Below are 18,395 nucleotides of genomic sequence, written 5' to 3'. Positions count from 1 at the left end.
CGCCGCCGTCAGCCCCGGCCGAGGACCCGTTCGACGGCGATCTCGATGACCACCCGGTCCGGGTTCTCCCGGGGCGTGCGGTAGCGCTCCGCGTAGCGGCGTTCGGCGTCGGCGACCTGCTCGGGCTCGTCGCGGACGACGGCCACGCCCTCGAGGGTGGACCAGCGCGCCCGGTCCACCTGGCAGAGCGCGACGCGCTGCCCCTTCTCCCCCGCCGCCACGACGTTGCGCGCCTTGCGGCTCTCACGGCTGGTGATCACCCGGGCGGTCGCGGTCGCCGGGTCGAAGGTGACCCCGACCGGCACCACGTGCGGGGAGCCGTCCGGGCGGGCGGTGGTCAGGGTGGCGATGTGCCGCTCGGTCCAGAAGGCGAGCAGGGCGTCGTCGAGGTCGCGCGGATCGTGAGCCATGATCGCGATCGTACGGCCCCGCACTCCCGCGGCTCAGGCCGCCCCGAGGAACCGCGCACCGGCCGCCAGCAACGGGGGCAGCGGCGCGGCGCCCGGGTGCCAGGGGGCCTCGTACTCCCAGCACACCCAGGCGCCGGCCGGCAGGAGGCGCAGGCAGTCGGCGATCGGGAGGATGCCGGTGCCGAGCGGCAGCGGGGTGAGGTCCTCGGGGCCGGCGACGTCCTTGACCTGGACGTGCCCGAGGTGCGGGCCGAGCGCCGCCCACGACTCGGCCGGGGTCTCACCGGCGAGGTGGGTGTGCAGCAGGTCCCAGAGGGCACCGACGGCGGGGTGGGCGACCCGGTCCAGGATCCGGGCGACCGCCCGGCCGCCGCGGTGCGAGTCGTGGGTCTCGACCAGGGCCCGCACGCCGAGGCGCTCGGCCTCCGGCGCGACGGCGGCGAGCCGGCGGGCGGCGCGCTCGGTGGCCTCGGCGATCGGCCCGTCCCCGCCGCGCGGGAAGACCCGCAGTCCGGCGGCGCCGAGGTCGGCGGCGAGGCGCAGCCCGGCACGCAGCGCCCGTACCACCGGTTCGTCCGGCCCGGGCGCGGCGACGCCGGTGTAGGAGGCCAGTGCGAGCGGGACGAGGCCGTGGGCACTCAGGGTGCGGGCGGCGGCGCGGCGCTCCGCGGCCGTCATCGCCGGGTGGACGCTCTCGCCCTCGGCACAGCGCAGTTCGAGCCCGTCCCAGCCGTGTTCGGCGGCGAGCCGGGACGCCTCCGCCAGGGGCAGGCGGGGGACGCCGAGGGTGGAGTAGGCGATCGGCACGGCACGGCTCCTCGGCGAAAGGTCGGCGAGCGGCAGGACGGGTACGGCCCCAGGATAATATTCGGACTGAGATGAAGTCCTGACCAGCCTCACGACGAGGGAGCGCCGCATGCCCCCGGCCCGCACCCCGGCCCGCACCCCGGCCCGCACCCCGGCCACCGCCACGACGCAGACCGTCGCGCAGGTCAACCAGACCGTCCTGCTGGAGGTGCTGCGGCGGCACGGCACGCTGTCGCGGCAGCAGTTGGCCGCCGAGAGCGGGCTGAGCACCGCGACCGTGCACCGGCTGGTGGAGGTGCTGCGGACCGAGGGCCTGGTGGAGGTGGAGAGCGTGCGGGCGCCGTCCAGCGGGGGCCGGCCGCCGCAGCTGATCCGCTACAACGCCCGCGCGCAGACCGTGCTGGCGGTGGCCGTGCGTCCGCGCCGGATCCTCGGCGTGGTGACCGACCTCGAGGGTGTGGTGCTGCACGAGGCCGAGCACCACTGGGAGTTCGCCGACCGGGGCCCCCTGGGCGCCGACGGGCCCCGGGAGGTCGCGGCCGAGGAGCTGACGGAGCCGCTGCTCGCGCTGGTGGACGGCCTGCGGGCCTGGGCGGGCCGCAACGCCGGGGCGCCGCGCGCCCTGGTGGTGGGGGTGCCGGGGGTCGTGCGGGACCGCACGGGGCTGGTGGAGTTCGCGCCCGCGCTGCAGTGGCCGGGGCTGCGGCTGGGGGTGCTGCTCCAGGAGCGGTACGGCGTGCCGGTCGCGGTGGAGAGCAACGTCAACCTGGTCGCCCTGGCAGTGCAGCAGGCGGAGGCGCCGAGCGGCGTGCGGGACCTGGCGGCCGTCGTGGTGGGCATCGAGGTCGGCGCCGGGATCGTGCTGGACGGCCGGCTGCACCGGGGCCGCCTGGGCGCGGCGGGCGCGCTGGGCCACCTCATGTCCGGGCGCGCCGCGCTGGACCGGCCGCTCGGGCGCACCGGCGACACCCAGGCCCGGATCGGCGACCACGCGGTAGACCGGCGGATCACCGAGGCCGGGCTGACGGTGTCCGGCAGCCCGGCCGAGCGGGTGGCCGAGCTGTTCCGGCTGGGGCGGGAGGGCCACCCGGCGGCCTCCCGGCTGATCGGTGAACTCACGGACGACCTGGCGCTGCTGGTGGCCAACCTGAGCACGGTGCTCGCGCCCGAGCTGATCGCCCTCGGCGGTCGGCTGTTCTGGGAGAGCGGGGGTGAGCTGCCCGCCGCGATCGAGCCCCGGCTCCAGGGGCGGGTGCCGGTCGTGCCGCGCCTGGTGGTGGTGCACAGCACGACCACCGAGCTGGTGGGTGCGGCCACGGCGGCCGTGCGGCTCGCGGACGGGGCGACCTTCATCACGCGCTGAGCCCGCTGGGCCCGCTGGGCCCGCTGGGCCCATCGGCCCAACCCACTATTTCTCACTATGATAGAAACTCCTTGAGCGCCGACGCCCCCGTGAGGACGCCGCCAGTGAGGAGACCCGGATGCCCACCGCCGCCTTCGCGATGGACCCAGCGCGCTTCCCCGACGTCTACGGCCCCGAGGCCCGCGCCCGGGTCGCCGCCCACGCCGAGCTGCTGCGGGACCCCGCCTCCCCCGACGGCGTCTGGACCGCCGAGCGCCTGGCCGCCGCCCCGCCGGAGGCGCTGCGCGCGGTCGAGGTGCTGTTCACCGGCTGGGGCGGCCCCGTCCTGGACGCCCCGGCCCTCGCCCGCCTCCCGCGCCTGCGACTGGTGCTCTACGCCGCCGGATCGGTGCGCCGGATCGCGGGCGAGGCGTTCTGGGCGGCGGACGTCCCGATCGTCACCGCCCTGCACGCCAACGCCGTCCCCGTCGCGGAGTTCACCGTCGCCCAGATCGTGTACGCCCTCAAGGGCGGCTGGCGCCACGTCCTCGCCGCCCGGGCCGCCCGCGCCGCCGTCCCGGCCGGCCGCACCCCGGGCGCGTACGGCTCCACCGTCGGCGTCCTGTCGCTCGGCGCGGCCGGGCGCCTGGTCTGCGAGATGCTGCGCGGCTACGACGTCACCGTCCTCGCCCACGACCCGTACGCCCCGCCGCCGCCCGGCGTGCGGGCCGTCGGTCTCGAGGAACTCTTCGCCACCGCCGACGTGGTGAGCGTGCACACCCCGCTGCTCCCCGAGACCCACCGGCTGATCGGCCGCCGGCTGCTGACCTCGATGAGGCCCGGCGCCACCCTCGTCAACACCTCGCGCGGCGCCGTCCTGGACGAGCCCGCGCTGCTGGAGGTCCTCGCCGAACGGCCGGACCTGTTCGCCGTGCTGGACGTCACCGACCCCGAGCCGCCGGTGCCGGACTCCCCGCTGTTCACCCTGCCCAACGTCGTCGTCACCCCGCACCTGGCGGGCAGCCGCGCGCTGGAACGGCGCCGCCTCGGCGACCTGGTGGTCGGCGAGTTCGAGCGCTGGCTGCGCGGCGAACCGCTGCTGCGGGCGCTCGACCGCCGCGCCTACGAACGGATGGCCTGACACCGTGCGACGACCCCGACAGCCCGACGTCGTCCTGATCCTGACCGACCAGCAGACCGCCGACGCCATGAGCGCCACCGGCAACCCGTACCTGCGCACCCCCGCGATGGACGCGCTGGCCGCCGCCGGAACCCGCTACCCCAACGCCTACTGCGCCCAGCCCCTGTGCACCCCGTCCCGGGCGAGCCTGATGACCGGCCGCCTGCCCAGCACCGTCGGCGTCACCGGCAACACCGGCGGCCCCGAGGACCCGCTGCTGGGGCGGCTGTTCACCGAGGCCGGGTACGACTGCGGCTACGGCGGCAAGTGGCACCTGCCCGAGCTCGACCTGCCCGAGGGCCGGGGCTTTCGCCGCATCCACCCCGCCGGCGGGGACGACGCCGGACTGGCCCGCGCCGCCGCCGAGTTCGTCCGCGCCCCGCGCGAGCGCCCGTTCCTGCTCGTCGCCTCCTTCCTGGAGCCGCACGGCATCTGCGAGTGGGCCCGCGGCCAGGACCCGCGCACCGGCCCGCTCCCCGCGCCGCCGCCCACCGCCGAACTCCCGCCGCTGCCCGCCAACTTCCCGGTCGCCCCGTACGAAGCGGCGCTGCCCCGCCTCGCGGAGCGGGCCCAGCCGCACACCCACCCGACCGCCGCCTGGCGGGAGGACGACTGGCGGCGCTACCGGCACGCCTACTACGCGCTGGTCGAGCGCGTGGACCGGCACATCGGGCAGCTGCTGAAGGCGCTCGAGGGCCGCGACCGGGAGACCGTGGTGGTCTTCAGCTCCGACCACGGCGACGGCGCGGGCGCGCACCGCTGGAACCAGAAGTGGGCCCTGTACGAGGAGTGCGTCAGGGTCCCGCTCGTGGTGACGGGGCCCGGCGTGGCCGCCGGAGCCGTCGACGAGCGGCTGGTGGCGGCCGGGCTCGACCTCATCCCCACCCTCTGCGACCTGGCCGGGCTGACCGCGCCCCAGGGCCTGTCGCCGGGCCTGCCGGGCCTGCCGGGCCTGCCGGGCCGCAGCCTCCGCTCCCCCGAGGAGCACGCCAGCGTGGTGGTCGAGACCCGCTGGGAGATCCCCGGCTTCAACAACGCGCTGGGCCGGATGGTCCGCTCAGGGCGGCACAAGTACGTCTGCTACGCCTGGGGCGACCACCGCGAGCAGCTCTTCGACCTCACCGCCGACCCGGGCGAGCTGGTCAACCTCGCCGTAGACGCCCGGCACGCGCCGCTGCTCGACCGCTTCCGGGGCCTGCTCGCCGAGCACTGCGCGGCGGTCGCCGACCCGTTCGCCCGCTTCGTGCCCCGAGCCACGCAGTGAACGAAGAGGGGCTGGCCCGGAGACCCCGGGCCAGCCCCTCCGAAGCCCCTGTCTACGGCCGCACCGCGATCAGCTCCCGCCCCCGCAGGGTGTAGAGCACGCCGTCCTCGTCGGCGGCCAGCCGGGCGCCGCTGTACCACTCGGCGTCCACCTCGACCAGCACCGTGGCGGCGAGGGTGTCCCGGTCCAGCCGGAACAGGGCCCGCTCGCTGATCCCGTACAGCGCCCCGCCGACGGCCAGCAGGCGCGGGTTGGTCCCGGCCGCCGCGCCGAGGGCCGCGCGCCGACCGATCACGGGGACGTACCCGGCCTGCCCCGAGTGGCGCAGGTCGACGGTGAAGGCGGTCCCGTCGACCGTCAGCCCGTACAGGGTGTGCCCGTGCACCTCGAGGCTGCTGACGCCCGCGCCCAGGTCGGTGGCGGTGCGCCACAACTCGCGGCCCGCCACCGGGTCCCAGGCCGCCAGGTCGCCGCGCGGGCCGGTCGGCCGGGCGTTGTCGCCGCCGAGGAACGCCTGCCCGCGCCCGGCCGCGACGGCCCGTACGAGCTGGCCGGGGCCGAGCGGGTCCAGGTGGACGGTGGGCCGGTCGGTGCCCGGGCGGTGGGTGACGAAGGAGCCGCCGCCGGTGGTGTCGGCCTGGACGCCGAGCAGCAGCAGGCCGCTGGACGGGTCCCGCCGGATCACCTGCGGCCGGTTCTGCGCCTGCGGCAGGGCGGCCTCCTGCACGGGCACCGCGTCCAGCCCGGGGCGGTAGCGCCAGATGCCCTGCGAGGAGTAGACGCCGAGGTAGAGGGTGCCGTCCTCGAGGACGACGGTGTCCTTGGCCTCACCCGGCACCGGGAGCTTGTGGACGGTGCCCGCGGCGAGGTCGTGCAGGGCGATCGAGCCGTTGCCGCCGACGTACACCCGCCCGCCCCGGGCGGCCACCGACATGCCGAGCTGCGCGGAGGCGGGTGCGCCCGCCTCGACCAGGTCCCGGATGGCGACGGCGCCGCCGACGAGGTCCAGGGTCCACACCGTGCCGCCCTCGGTGACCCCGACGAGGGTGTCGCCGTACCGGCCGAGGCCCCAGGAGTTGCCGTCCGGCACGGGCACCGCGAGCTGCTCGAGGGCGCCGGTGGCGAGGTCGTGGCGCCACAGCACGCCGTGCTCGGTGGAGGTGAACCAGAGGGTGTCGCCCCGGCGCTGGAAGTTCGTCACGCTCTTGGTGCCGGGCACGGCGAAGGCGCGCAGCACCCGGTGGTCGGCCGGGTCGAGCAGCGCCACGTGGGCGGGCGCGCCCTCGGTGGAGACGGCCAGCAGGTCGTCGCCGAGGACGGTGATCCGTCGGACGACCGTGTCGCCGCGCAGTTCGGGCGGGGTGATGTCGGTGACGGCGCCGGTGGCCCGCTCGACGGCGTACAGCCTGGCGGGGCCGGCCCCGGAGCCGCCCGCGAGGTTGCTGCCGACGCCGAGGTAGGCGCGGGTCGCGGTGGCGGCGACGGCCCGGCCCTGGGTGGCGGTCGGCGCCGGGGAGGCGACCTCGGTGACGGCGCCGGTGGCCGGGTCCCAGGCGTACAGCCCGGGCCCGGCGGCGCGGCCCTTCTGGCGGCCGGTCGCGTAGACGGTGCCGTCCGGCGCGACGGCGACGTCCCGTACGTCCGCGCCGGGGACGGTGCCGAGCGCGGTGAGCGTGCCGTCGTAGCGGTAGAGGTTGGTGGCGCCGGGGGCGTCGGTGACGCCGAGGTACAGGGCGCCGGCGAAGGCGGCCGAGCCCTGGACGAAGTTGCCGGTGGGCAGGTCGACGGTGGCGGTCACCCGGCCGGTCGGCAGGTGGTAGCCGATCACCCGGGCGGGGGCGAGGTTGCGCGAGCCGATCCAGACGGTCTCGCCGATCAGGGTGGCGCTCATCAGCGGGAAGTCGGCGTTCCCGGGCCCGAGTCCGGTCACGTCCGGGTCCTCCGGAGCGGAGACGGCGGAGACGGCGGGGGCCGCGACGGCGGACGGCAGGCCGAGGGCCGAGAGCGCGGCCACCGCGCCCGTGCCGAGCAGCAGTCGGCGGCGCGAGGGGTTCACGGAAGACATGGTTCTCCAGGGTCCAGGGTCCGGTCACGGCGGGGTCCGTCACAGCCGGGTCGGTACGGGAGCGCCGGCGGCCGCCAGCAGCTCCCGGGTGTACGGGTGCGCGGGCTCGGCGAACAGCCGCTCTGCGGGGGCCCGTTCGACCACCCGGCCGTGCCGCAGCACGAGCACCTCGTCGCACAGGTGCCGCACCAGCGCGAGGTCGTGCGAGATGAACACCAGCCCGACGCCGGTGCGTTCACGCAGGTCGGCGAAGAGGTTGAGGATCTGCGCCTGCACGGAGACGTCCAGCGCGGACGTCGGCTCGTCGGCGACCAGCACCTGCGGGCCGACGGCGAGGGCCCGGGCGATCGCGACCCGCTGGCGCTGCCCGCCGGAGAGCCGGTGCGGCCGGGCGTCGAGCACCGCCTCGGGCAGGCCGACCAGCTCGCACAGCCCGCGCGGGTCGCGCTCGCCCGGGCCGTGGACGGCCAGCGGCTCGGCGAGCGCCTCGCGCACCGTCATCCGGGGGCTGAGCGAGGCGTACGGGTCCTGGAAGACCATCTGGACGCGGCGCCGCAGCCCGCGCTCCTCCGCCCGCCCGGCCTCGGCCCAGGAGCGGCCCGCCACCCGCACCGTCCCCGTGTGCGGGGAGACCAGCCCGAGCAGCGCGCGGGCCAGGGTGGACTTGCCGGAGCCCGACTCGCCGATCACCCCGACCGCCCGCCCGGGGGCCGCGCTCAGGCTCACGCCGTCCAGGGCCGGGGGCCGGCGGCGGCCGTAGCGGACGGTCAGGTCCTCGGCGACCAGGACGGGCTCGGCCTCGCGCTCCACCGCCCGGTCCCGCACCACCTGACGTATCGTCATCTCACCTACGGGCACCGGCAGATGGCAGGCGAAGCCCGCCTCCCCCTCCCCCTCCGCCTCCTCCGACGACCCCGACCACCCCGACGCCCCCGACGCCCCCGACGCCCCCGAGGCCCCCGACCACGGCGGCTCCTCGCTCGCGCACCGCTCCACGGCGGCCGCGCAGCGCGGCGCGAAGGCGCACCCGGGCGGCGCCTGTCCGGCCGCGGGCGGGCGCCCGCCGATGACGGTCAGCGCCGCACCGCGCGGCCCGTCCAGCCGGGGCACCCCGGCCAGCAGCCCGGCGGTGTACCGGTGCCGGGGGCGGGCCAACAGTCGGGCGGCGGGGGCCCGTTCGACGATCCGTCCGGCGTACATGACCTGGACGGTGTCGCAGCTGCGGGCCACCACGCCGAGGTCGTGGGTGATCACCAGGACGGCGGTGCCGGTCTCGTCCCGCAGGCGCACGAGCAGGTCCAGGATCTCCACCCGGGTGCTGGGGTCGAGCGCGGTGGTCGGCTCGTCGGCGATCAGCAGGTCGGGGCGGTTGGCCATCGCCATGGCGATCAGGACGCGCTGGCGCATGCCGCCGGAGAACTCGTGCGGCCGGTCGCGGTAGCGGCGCGCGGGCTCGGCGATGCCGACCAGGTCGAGCAGTTCGAGCGCCCGCTCGCGCGCCTGGCGGCGACCCGCGCCGTGGACGAGGGAAGCCTCGGCGAGCTGACCGCCCACGGGCGTACGGGGGTTGAGGTGGGCCAGCGGATCCTGGAAGACCATGCCGATGCGGCGCCCGCGCACGGCCCGTACGGCGGGTTCGGGCAGGGCGAGCAGGTCGGTGCCGTCGAAGCGGACGGTGCCGGCGGTGGTGCGGCAGCCCGGCGGGAGCATCCGGTTGACGGCCAGGGCGGTGAGCGTCTTCCCGGAGCCGGACTCGCCGACCAGGCCGAGGATCTCCCCGGGCCGCACGGCGAAGTCCACCCCGCGCACCGCCTCGGCCCCACCCGCCTCGACCCGCAGACCCCGCACCTCCAGCAGGGGCGCCGGGCTCGTGATCCCGTCGACGGCTTCGGTCTCGGTCGCGGTCAACGCAGTCTCTCCCGGTTGAACGAGTCGGCGAGCAGGGTCAGGCCGAACACCAGCAGGCCCAGCAGGGCCACCGGCGCCAGGGCGTAACCCGGTTGCAGGAACAGGTACTTGGAGCCTGCGTTGATCATCGAGCCGAGTGCGGGGGCGGGCGGCTGGACGCCGAGGCCCAGCACGCTCAGGCCGCCCTCGATCTTGACGGCGTGGGCCATCGCGACGGCCAGCAGCGCGGTGGTCGCGTCGACGACGTTCGGCAGGACGTGGCGGCGCAGCACCCGGCCGCGCGGGACGCCGAGCACCCGGGCGGCCACCACGTGGTCGCGGGCGAGCTGCCCGAGCAGGGCCGCGCGGGCCTGGCGGCCGAAGGAGGGCAGCGCGCTGAGCACGATGGTGGCCACCACGGTGCCCAGGCCCGGGCGCACCAGCAGGGCGAGGGCGAGCCCGAGGAGGAGGCCGTGGAGGCCGAGCAGCAGGTCGAACAGGCGCTGGACGAGTTCGCCGAGCAGCCGGTTGAGTCCGCCGAGCAGGCCCAGCAGGGTGCCGAGGAAGGCGGCGGCGGGGACGGCGAGCAGGCAGACCAGCAGTTCGGTGCGGACTCCGGCGAGCGCGCGGGCCAGCAGGTCGCGCCCGACCTCGTCGGTGCCGAGCGGGTGGTCCCAGGTGGGGCCGGCCAGGGCGTCGCGGCCCTGCTGGTAGGGGTCGGCGTCGAGCAGCAGCGGGCCGAGGAGCCCCAGCAGGACAACGAGGAGCACCAGGGCGGCGCCGGTGCGCCCGCGCGGGGTGCGCAGCGCGGGCGGCAGGGCGAGGCGCGGGCGGCGCCCGGCGGCGAGACCGTGGACGGTCACCGGGCCTCCCCCGTTCCGGCGCGGGCGATCCTCGGGTCGAGCCGCCCGACGAGCAGTTCGGTGCCGAGCTGGACGAGGACGGCGACGGCGATCGCGAGCATGATCAGGGTCTGGGCGACGGGGTAGTCGCGCTGGTTGATGGCGTCCAGCAGCAGCTGGCCCAGGCCGTGCCGGGCGAAGAGCTGTTCGGCGACGACGGCGCCGCCGAGCAGTTCGCCGAGGTGGAGGCCGAACTCCACGCAGAACGGGGCCAGGCTGTTGGGCAGCACGTGCCGGGCCAGGACGCGCCGGGGCGAGGCGCCCTTGGCGACGGCGGTGAGCACGAACTCCTCCTGGCGGGTGCGGCGCAGCTCGGTGGCCAGCAGCCGGGCGAGGACGGCGGCTCCGGGCAGGGCGAGGGCGGCGGCGGGCAGGGCGAGGTACTGGAGGGAGAGGTCGGGCGCGGTGAGCAGGTCGCGTTCGCCTCCGGCGGGCAGGACGCGCAGCAGGACGGCGAAGACGAAGACGAAGAGCACGGCGGTGACGTACACGGGCAGCGCCAGCAGGGCGGTGACCAGCGGGTCGAGCGTGCGGGCCAGGCGGTGGCGCCGTTCGGAGGCCAGGGCGACGCCGAGGAGCAGGCCGAGCAGCAGCATGGACAGCCCGGCGACGAGGGCGAGTTGGAGGGTGCTGGCGACGCTCTGGCCGATCAGGCGGCTGACGGGTTCGCGGTAGTGGAAGGAGTCGCCCGCGTCCCCGGTGAGCAGGCCCTTCAGCCAGCCCAGGTACTGGGCGGCCATCGGCCGGTCGACGCCGAGGCCCGCGGCGAGCCGGTCGCGCTGCTCCTGGTCGGCCTCGGCGCCGAGCGCGGCGGAGACCGGGTCGCCGGGGGCCAGGCGCAGCAGCAGGAAGACGGCGACCGAGGCGAGCCAGAGCGTGGCGAGGGCGCCGGCGGCCTTTCTGGTCCAGTAGGGCACGGAGGGGACTCCAGGGTGGGGAGGGCCCCAGGGCGGTGGGGGTCGCCCTGGGACGTCACTGCGTGGATCGGCGGGGATCGCTGGGGCCAGACGGGGTCAGACAGTGTCAGGCGCGGTCAGGCGCGGTCAGGCGGTGCGCCCGGTGTCGCCGAGCCGCAGGTAGCCGAGCGCGCTGGTGGCCACGCCGTGCACCGAGGAGGCGAAGGCGTAGGTCTCCCAGGCGTGCGCGAGGGTGATGTGGAAGGACTCGGTGAGCAGGTACTCGGACAGCGCGTGGTTGACGTCGGCCTTGGCCGTGTCGTCGGCGGCGGCGAAGGCGCGGGCCTGGAGGTCGGCGTAGGCGGGGTCGGTGACGTGGGAGGTGTTGCGGCCGACCTGGAGCGGGCCGGAGACGGTGATGCCGCTGAGCGGGGAGACGCTGACCATGCCGTGGTTGGCGATGAACAGCCCTTCCAGGGTGCCCTGTTGGATCTTGGGCTGGAGGGCGGCGTTGTCGAGCAGCTGGACGTCGACGCCGAACCCGGCCTGCTCCAGGTCGTACTTGACGAGTTCGACGAGGGAGGCGAACACCGGCGAGTTGGCGGCGGTGAGCGGCAGCCGGGTGCCTTCGGCGCCGGCCTCGCGGAGCAGTCCGCGGGCCTTGTCCGGGTCGTGCGAGTAGCGGTTGACCTGGTCGGGGGTGACGCCGAGGGTGTGGGAGGGCCAGGGCAGGCTGCTGGCCTCGGCGTGGCCGCCGTACACCTGGGCGACGATGCGTTCGCGGTCGACGGCGTACTGGAGGGCCTGGCGCACCCGCCGGTCGTCGAGCGGCTTGGTGGCGGTGTTCGCGCCGAGGAACGCCTGCTGGTACGAGGACTTGGCGGACTGCACGGTGTACGCGGCGTTCCCGGCGAGGACCTTGAGGTCGCGCCCGGGCACGGCGCCGATCAGGTGGGACTGACCGGACTGGAGGGCGGAGAGCGCGGCCTGGCTGCTGGTCACCGAGCGGACGGTGATCCGTTCGAATCGGGGCTGCCCGCTCTGCCAGTAGTGGGGGTGGCGGGCCAGGTCGAGCTGGTTGCCGCCCTTGAACGCCTGCCAGGTGAAGGGCCCGGTGCCGTTGACCTTGTCGGCGGCCTTGCCGTCGACGTAGCTGCGGGCGTCCACGACGGGGTTGAAGGCGAGGGCGTCGAAGAGGTTGCTGGTGGGCTTGGCGAGGGTGAGGGTGACTTCGTGCGCCGCGCTGGCCTTGATGTCGGCGAGGCGTTCCAGCAGGGGCTTGACCTGGGAGGTCTTGGTGGCGCCGGTGAGGGAGAAGACGACGTCGTCGGGGCTGAGCGGGCGGCCGTCGTGGAAGGCGACGTCCTCGCGGAGCTTGAGCACGAGCTTGGTGCGGTCGGCGTTCCACTCCCAGGAGGTGGCGAGCCAGGGCACCGGCTGGAGGGTCTGCGGGTCGAGGTCGACGAGCCGGTCCAGCACCAGGTTGACGAACACCGGGGTGTCCGGGCCGCGGTGGAGGAGCTGGGTCGGGTCGGGGGCGGCGCCGTAGACGATCTGCAGGTCGGGGGCGCTCGCGCTCGTGGAGGCTCCGGCGGGTCCGGCCCCGGCGGCGTCGTCGGTGGCGGAGCGGCAGCCCGCCGCCAGCAGGGCGGCCGCTGCGGCTCCCATGCCCAGGAAGCCTCGTCGGGGCAGGCCGGGTCGGCGGGCTGCTTCGCTCATGGTGGTGCTACCTCTTCGGTTCTCGGTCGGTGGATCGGCTGCTCGGCACTCTCACGCTCAGTACTCGGTGACGACGACGCTGTCGCTCCAGGCCACCACGTCGGGCCCGCCGGTCGGGTAGGGGATGTCCTTGGCCGGGTTCCAGTTGGCCCGGTAGATCCCGGTCTTGAAGTACGGGGACTGGTTCTGGTGGTAGTTGTTGAGGCCCGTGTACGCGCCGACCTGCACGCCGTCGCGCAGGACGGTGATGCTGCCGGGGGTGGTGTCGGTGGACCAGGTGATGTCGAAGGCCCACTGGTTCCAGTGGCCGAACTGGACGGCGCCGAGCGGGATCACCGCTTCCTGGACGGTGGTGGGGTCGGTGAGCCAGTGCACCTTGAGCCGCCAGCTGCCGTCCTTGACGGTCAGGGCGATGGGCGGCTTGGTGTCGCTGCCGTCGGCGAGCGGGTAGCCGTGCCACTGGGCGAGGATCGTCTCGGTGGAGGTGAGCGCCCAGTCGGCGGGCAGGTAGTCGGCGAGCGCGAAGCGGTAGCTGCCCCAGCCGAGGGAGTTGACGGCGACCTCGGAGCGGTAGGAGGCGCCGTCGTTCGGCACGGCGAAGCGGGCGGCCAGGCCGCTGCCCCCGGCGGGGGCGGGGGCGACGGTGATGCTGCCGTTGCCGTCGATGCGCTGGCGGGTCCAGGCGGAGACGGTGCCGGACTCGAAGTCGTCGGCGAAGACGGAGGTTCCGTCCACGGTTGCCGCCGGCGCGGGGGCGGCGTGGGCGGGGGCGGCGACGGTCACGGCCAGGGCGGCGGTGAGGACGGCGCCGGCGAGGCGTCCGGACAGGCGGGACATGGTGGTTCTCCTTCTCGGGTTCGGGTCTGGGCGTGGAGGGCGGTGGGCCGGCTGGCGCGGGCGCGGGGTCAGCCGGCCCGGCGACAGGAGTCGGCCCCTCCCACCCACGTCGGGCTGGACCAGGCCCACTGGTCGTTCAGCTGGCGTACCCGGACGTGGTAGAAGTCCCCGTCGTGGCCCGGCCGTTCGTCGGTGAGGTCGATCTCGGCGCTCGCCTCCCGGTCGGGCACCGCGCGGTCGAACCGGTAGGCGCCGGAGACGAATCCGCCGGTGAAGCCGGTGCGGGCGCCCTCCAGCAGCTCGCCGACGGTGTGCGCGCTCCCGACGCCGTTGACGACGGCGACCAGCCGGGTGCGCGCGTCGCCCTCGATCCGCAGGGAGAGCCCCTGGGTGCTGTCGGTGGCGGTGTTGGGGTTGCCCTCGGTGACGGTGCGCAGCCGGACCTCTGCCGGCGAGGTGCGCTCCCAGGTGGAGGGCCGGTACGTCACCGGTTCGGCCTCGGCGGGGGCCACGGTCTCGGAGCCGCGCAGCCGGGGCTGGACGTCCAGCAGCCGTCCGCCCTCGACGCGCAGGGTGACGTCCCAGTGGACCGTCTCGCCGCGCTTGCCCCAGCCGACGGCGAGGCCCAGGGTGCCCGTGAACGCGTCCGACGCGCCGGCGCCGACGAGGAGTTCGGGACGGCTGACCCGGTGGATCGGCACGCCGTTGCGCAGCAGCTCCACGTGGTCGAGGGCGTCGCGGCCCCGGACGGTGACGCGGATGCGGCGCCGGTCGGCGGAGGCGGTCTCGGCGCCCATCGGCGCGCCGTTGACGGAGGTGGCGAGCAGGATGCGGTCGCCGGTGATGGCGTAGGTGCGGCGCTGCTGGACGGCTGTCCAGATGCCGTCGCGGGTCAACTCCGGCGCCCAGACGGCCAGTCGGCCGTGGCCGTGGCTGCCGGGGAAGGCGCTGTGGTGGTCGGTGGAGCCGATCAGGCCGAAGCGGTGGCCCAGCCGCAGGCCGTGGACGGCGGTGCCGGCGGCGGCGCGGGGGCCCATGGTGTGCAGGTAGTCGCGCGGCGCCTCGTCGGACTCGGCGCAGCCGTGCATGGACATCATCTCCACCACCGGGGCGAACTCCTCGGTGTAGGAGGCCCAGTCGATGCCGCGCCGGGCGGGTCCGTAGCCGATGTGGTGGGGCAGCGCCCAGGTGCGTACGCCCTGGGCGGCGAGCTCGCGAAGCCGGGTGCGCAGCTGCTCCAGGGAGCCGGCCCGGATGATCTCGCCGCGCGGGCCGTCGAAGTACACGCAGTGGTCGCCATGAGCGAGGCTGTGCCACTCGAAGGACTGGAAGGTGACGAACTCGCCGTCGCGGTGGGCGGCGGCGGTGACGTCCTGGACGTGGTCCCAGAGCCGGGCCAGGCGGGCGAAGCCCTCGGTGTGGTAGTCGACCAGGCTCGCCAGTTCGGGCGTGCGCTCGGGCAGGTCGTGCCACCAGCCGTGGCCGGTGACGCTGGCGAAGTCGAGCTGGAGCCGGGCGTTGGCGTAGGCGTCCTCGATGCCGCCGTGGCCGTAGCTGATGCCGCAGTGGTTGTGGAGGTCGCCGACGTACAGGCCCAGGCCCGCGTAGCCGGGTGCGTCGGTGGTGGGGGCGGTCATCGGGGCTGGCTTCCTCGGGTCGCGGTCGGTCGGTCGTCGCGGATGTTTGATCGACTCTGAGAAGAAGTTAGCCCGGAAGCCTGGGCAACGGTCAAGGTCACCTCGGCAGGCGTCGCGCGATCGCCATCGGATGAAACATCCGCTTCACAGAAGATCAGCAGGTGGACTGGGGAAAGCGCAGGTGGGCCACACTTCGGCGAACCCCCTCGACTTTTGATCGATCTGATAGAAAACTCTCGATCCACGTCTCCTCTCGCCGAAGGACGGCCCCATGTCCGACCCCGCCCTGCCCGCCGACCCCGCCCTGCCCGCCGCCCCCGACCTGAGCGGCTCCCACCTCGTCCGCGCCCCCGAACGCCCCGAGCCCGGCTACTGGGCGGGCTGCCCGAGCGTCCGCTACGAGCCCGAGCTCGACCGGTTCCTCCTCACCTACCGCGAGCGCCGCCCGCGCGACAGCACGGCTTCGGGCCCGGACCGGGGCTGGCGCTGCGCCGTCGCCGAGAGCCGCGACGGGCTCGAGTTCCGCGACCTCTGGTCCGTCCGCAGCGAGGAACTCGGCTCCCCCTCGATGGAACGCCTCGCCTTGCTGCGCCGCGACGGCCGCTACCTGCTGCACCTCAGCTACGTCGACCCGGCCGACAACCGCTGGCGCATCGACGCCCTGAGCGCGGAGACACTGAGCACGCGGGCCCTCGGCACGGACACCCCGAGCGCCGAAGCCGCCGAGTCCTTCGACCTCGCCGCCCGCACCCCCGTGCTCACCGCCGCGGGCACCGGCACCGAGGGTGTCAAGGACCCGTACCTGCTCGACACCGACGAGGGCGTCCACCTCTTCAGCACCGTCTCGCGCGCCCGCCCGTTCACCCCCGAGGAGCGCGAGCGCGCCCACGCCACCGCCGACATCCACACCACGGGCCTCACCGTCCAGCCCACCGCGCACGCCCTCTCCCCGGACGGGCTGCGCTTCACCGCGGCCCCCGGCCGGGCCGCCGAAGCCCTGGACGTCGGCCCCGCCGGCGCCTGGGACGCCTACGAGTCCCGGATCACCGCCGTCCTCCCCGACGGGCGCGGCGGCTGGCTGGCGCTCTACGACGGCTCGGCGGACGCCGACGGCAACTACGAGGAGCGCTGCGGCCTCGCCGCCTCCCCCGACCTGCGCACCTGGCACCGCCTCACCCCGGACGGGCCCTGGCTGGACGTCCGCTACGCCGACCTCGTCGCCGCCCGGGGCCGCTGGTACCTGTACTACGAGTGGACCCGCCCGGACGGCGCCCACGAACTGCGCGTCGCCGTCCTCGACGAGTTCGCGGGCCTGCGTCCGGCCGGCGGCCCGGACAGGGCGTAGCACGAAGCCCCGGGCGGATCACCTGACCGCCCGGGGCCCCGCACAGCAGAATCAGTGCCCGCGCGCGATCCACTCCGGCAGGGCCGGGGCCTCGGCGCCGATGGTGGTCGGGTCGCCGTGGCCGGTGCGCACCACCGTCTCCGCCGGGAGCGACAGCAGCCGCTCGCGGATGGACTCGACGATGGTCGGGAAGTGCGAGAACGACCGGCCGGTGGCGCCCGGGCCGCCCTGGAAGAGGGTGTCGCCGGTGAAGACGGTGCCCAGGCCCGGGGCGTAGAGGCAGACCGCGCCGGGGGCGTGGCCGGGGGTGTGCAGCACGGTCAGTTCCGTCCCCGCGACCTCGATGACCTGTCCGTCGGCGAGTTCGCCGTCCGGCAGCCGCTCGGGGTGGGTGAGCTTCCACAGCGGCAGGTCGTCGGGGTGCAGCAGGATCGGCGCGCCGGTGCGCCCGGCGAGGGCCGGGGCGGCGTCGATGTGGTCGTTGTGGGCGTGGGTGGAGACGATCGCCAGCAGCCGCCGGCCGCCGAGCGCCGCCTCGATGGCCCCGGCGTCGTGGGCGGCGTCGATCACCACCGCCTCCTCGTCGTCGCCGACGATCCAGACGTTGTTCTCCACCTCCCAGCTGCCGCCGTCGAGCTCGAAGGTCCCGGCGGTGACGAGCCGGTCGATCCGGACGGTGCCCGCGCCCATCAGAACACCACCACCGAGCGCAGCACGTCGCCCTCGTGCATCCGCGCGAACGCCTGTTCCACGCCGTCGAGTTCGATGGTCTCGGTGACGAACGCGCCCAGGTCCAGGCGGCCCTGGAGGTAGAGGTCGATCAGCATCGGGAAGTCGCGGGAGGGCAGGCAGTCCCCGTACCAGGAGGACTTGAGCGCGCCGCCGCGGCCGAACACGTCGAGCAGCGGCAGTTCCAGCGTCATCTCCGGGGTCGGCACGCCGACCAGGACGACGGTGCCGGCGAGGTCGCGGGCGTAGAACGCCTGCTTGTACGTCTCCGGGCGGCCGACCGCCTCGACGACGACGTCCGCGCCGTTGCCGCCGGTCAGTTCGCGGATCGCCTCGACCGGGTCGGTGGTGCGGGAGTTGACGGTGTGGGTGGCGCCCAGGGCGAGGGCCTTCTCCAGCTTGCGGTCGTCGATGTCGACGGCGATGATCCTCGCCGCACCCGCCAGCCGGGAGCCCATCACGGCCGCGCCGCCGACGCCGCCGCAGCCGATGACGGCCACCGAGTCGCCCCGGCCCACGCCGCCGGTGTTGATCGCGGCGCCGAGGCCCGCCATCACGCCGCAGCCCAGCAGGCCCGCGACGGCCGGCTCGGCCTGCGGGTCGACCTTGGTGCACTGCCCGGCGGCGACGAGGGTCTTCTCGGCGAACGCGCCGATCCCCAGCGCCGGGGACAGCTCGGTGCCGTCCAGCAGCGTCATCCGCTGCTTCGCGTTGTGGGTGTTGAAGCAGTACTGCGCCCGCCCGCGCTTGCAGGCGCGGCACTGGCCGCAGACCGCACGCCAGTTGAGGATCACGAAGTCGCCGGGCGCGACCTCGGTGACGCCCTCGCCGACCGTCTCGACGATGCCCGCGGCCTCGTGGCCGAGCAGGAACGGGAACTCGTCGTTGATGCCGCCCTCACGGTAGTGGAGGTCGGTGTGGCACACCCCGCAGGCTTGGATCCGGACCACCGCCTCGCCCGGGCCTGGGTCGGGCACCACGATCGTGGTGACCTCCACGGGCGCGCCCTTCGCGCGCGCGATGACTGCCTTGACCTGCTGGGCCATCCGTTCCCACCTCCGTCCACCGGGGCGCCGTCGCACCCGGCTCGACCTGCCGTCTTTCCTGCGGCGGCCCGCCGGTCCGACCCGCCGTCACCGCCGCCCCCGCAGCCTAGCGCCCACCCGTGGAGCCGGGGCTGAAGGCGGGTGCCGGCCCCTCACCGGGCCCTCACCGGCCCCTCGCCGGGCGCGAGAGCGGGGTGCGTCGGCGCGGGCATGCCATGGGGGGCGCACGGCAGGCACCGGGCGCCCGCCGCAGTGCCCCGAAGCGCCCGGATTCCACCGCCGTTGGCTGGAAGTGCCGCAGACGGACACCTCACCGTCCACGTACGGTC

Annotated in this window: 15 protein-coding genes; 4 read left to right on the top strand and 11 right to left on the bottom strand. The window is 75.4% G+C overall.

Annotated features, from left to right (window positions below; all coding sequences use genetic code 11):
• Window positions 1-8: 8 nt before the first annotated feature.
• Together ACIBCA_RS27125 and ACIBCA_RS27120 are read right to left on the bottom strand one after the other, a co-directional pair.
• Window positions 9-410 carry a pyridoxamine 5'-phosphate oxidase family protein gene (locus tag ACIBCA_RS27125; RefSeq protein WP_396285619.1) on the bottom strand — a complete coding sequence of 134 codons (402 nt, stop codon included), beginning with the start codon at window positions 408-410 and terminating at the stop codon, window positions 9-11.
• Window positions 411-443: 33 nt separating this feature from the next.
• Window positions 444-1,217 (bottom strand): sugar phosphate isomerase/epimerase family protein, encoded by a 774-nt coding sequence (locus ACIBCA_RS27120; RefSeq protein ID WP_396285618.1) that lies wholly within the window; start codon window positions 1,215-1,217, stop codon window positions 444-446.
• A 109-nt stretch (window positions 1,218-1,326) separates the two neighbouring features.
• Between ACIBCA_RS27120 and ACIBCA_RS27115 the strand changes: the two genes are divergently transcribed.
• The 3 genes from ACIBCA_RS27115 (at window position 1,327) to ACIBCA_RS27105 (ending at window position 5,003) form a co-directional block, all read left to right on the top strand.
• On the top strand, window positions 1,327-2,580 hold the full coding sequence (locus ACIBCA_RS27115; RefSeq protein ID WP_396285617.1) for an ROK family protein: 1,254 nt from the start codon (window positions 1,327-1,329) through the stop codon (window positions 2,578-2,580).
• Between the two features lie 118 nt (window positions 2,581-2,698).
• Window positions 2,699-3,700, top strand: coding sequence for a hydroxyacid dehydrogenase (locus tag ACIBCA_RS27110; protein ID WP_396285616.1), 1,002 nt, complete (start codon window positions 2,699-2,701; stop codon window positions 3,698-3,700).
• A 4-nt stretch (window positions 3,701-3,704) separates the two neighbouring features.
• Window positions 3,705-5,003 carry a sulfatase gene (locus tag ACIBCA_RS27105; protein WP_396285615.1) on the top strand — a complete coding sequence of 433 codons (1,299 nt, stop codon included), beginning with the start codon at window positions 3,705-3,707 and terminating at the stop codon, window positions 5,001-5,003.
• 52 nt (window positions 5,004-5,055) lie between these two features.
• Here ACIBCA_RS27105 and ACIBCA_RS27100 read toward each other — a convergent pair whose 3' ends face one another.
• The 7 genes from ACIBCA_RS27100 to ACIBCA_RS27070 form a co-directional block, all read right to left on the bottom strand.
• The gene (locus ACIBCA_RS27100; protein WP_396285614.1) at window positions 5,056-7,068 is read right to left on the bottom strand and encodes a hypothetical protein; all 2,013 of its coding nucleotides are present in this window, start codon (window positions 7,066-7,068) and stop codon (window positions 5,056-5,058) included.
• Window positions 7,069-7,107: 39 nt separating this feature from the next.
• Window positions 7,108-8,976 (bottom strand): dipeptide ABC transporter ATP-binding protein, encoded by a 1,869-nt coding sequence (locus tag ACIBCA_RS27095; RefSeq protein ID WP_396285613.1) that lies wholly within the window; start codon window positions 8,974-8,976, stop codon window positions 7,108-7,110.
• A complete protein-coding gene (locus tag ACIBCA_RS27090) occupies window positions 8,973-9,818 on the bottom strand; it encodes an ABC transporter permease (protein WP_396285612.1) in 846 nt (281 codons plus the stop codon). Before ACIBCA_RS27090 ends, ACIBCA_RS27095 begins: the two co-directional genes overlap by 4 nt.
• A complete protein-coding gene (locus tag ACIBCA_RS27085; protein WP_396285611.1) occupies window positions 9,815-10,774 on the bottom strand; it encodes an ABC transporter permease in 960 nt (319 codons plus the stop codon). Before ACIBCA_RS27085 ends, ACIBCA_RS27090 begins: the two co-directional genes overlap by 4 nt.
• Window positions 10,775-10,900: 126 nt before the next feature.
• A complete protein-coding gene (locus ACIBCA_RS27080; RefSeq protein ID WP_396285610.1) occupies window positions 10,901-12,472 on the bottom strand; it encodes an ABC transporter substrate-binding protein in 1,572 nt (523 codons plus the stop codon).
• A 57-nt stretch (window positions 12,473-12,529) separates the two neighbouring features.
• Entirely contained in the window at window positions 12,530-13,309 is a 780-nt protein-coding gene (locus ACIBCA_RS27075) for a polysaccharide lyase (protein ID WP_396285609.1), read from the bottom strand.
• 68 nt (window positions 13,310-13,377) lie between these two features.
• Window positions 13,378-14,946 carry a DUF3604 domain-containing protein gene (locus ACIBCA_RS27070; protein ID WP_396285608.1) on the bottom strand — a complete coding sequence of 523 codons (1,569 nt, stop codon included), beginning with the start codon at window positions 14,944-14,946 and terminating at the stop codon, window positions 13,378-13,380.
• A 271-nt stretch (window positions 14,947-15,217) separates the two neighbouring features.
• Here ACIBCA_RS27070 and ACIBCA_RS27065 point away from each other — a divergent pair, with 271 nt between their 5' ends.
• Window positions 15,218-16,291, top strand: coding sequence for a hypothetical protein (locus ACIBCA_RS27065; protein ID WP_396285607.1), 1,074 nt, complete (start codon window positions 15,218-15,220; stop codon window positions 16,289-16,291).
• 51 nt (window positions 16,292-16,342) lie between these two features.
• Here the strand turns inward: ACIBCA_RS27065 and ACIBCA_RS27060 are convergent, their stop codons facing one another.
• Window positions 16,343-16,981, bottom strand: a complete 639-nt coding sequence (locus ACIBCA_RS27060; protein WP_396285606.1) for an MBL fold metallo-hydrolase — start codon at window positions 16,979-16,981, stop codon at window positions 16,343-16,345.
• Window positions 16,981-18,066, bottom strand: coding sequence for an S-(hydroxymethyl)mycothiol dehydrogenase (locus ACIBCA_RS27055; RefSeq protein ID WP_396285605.1), 1,086 nt, complete (start codon window positions 18,064-18,066; stop codon window positions 16,981-16,983). Before ACIBCA_RS27055 ends, ACIBCA_RS27060 begins: the two co-directional genes overlap by 1 nt.
• Between the last annotated feature and the right edge of the window lie 329 nt (window positions 18,067-18,395).

It is taken from the genome of Kitasatospora sp. NPDC051170 (assembly GCF_044455705.1).
In the GTDB taxonomy this organism is placed as follows: domain Bacteria; phylum Actinomycetota; class Actinomycetes; order Streptomycetales; family Streptomycetaceae; genus Kitasatospora.
This window is presented reverse-complemented; position numbering and strand designations above follow the sequence as displayed.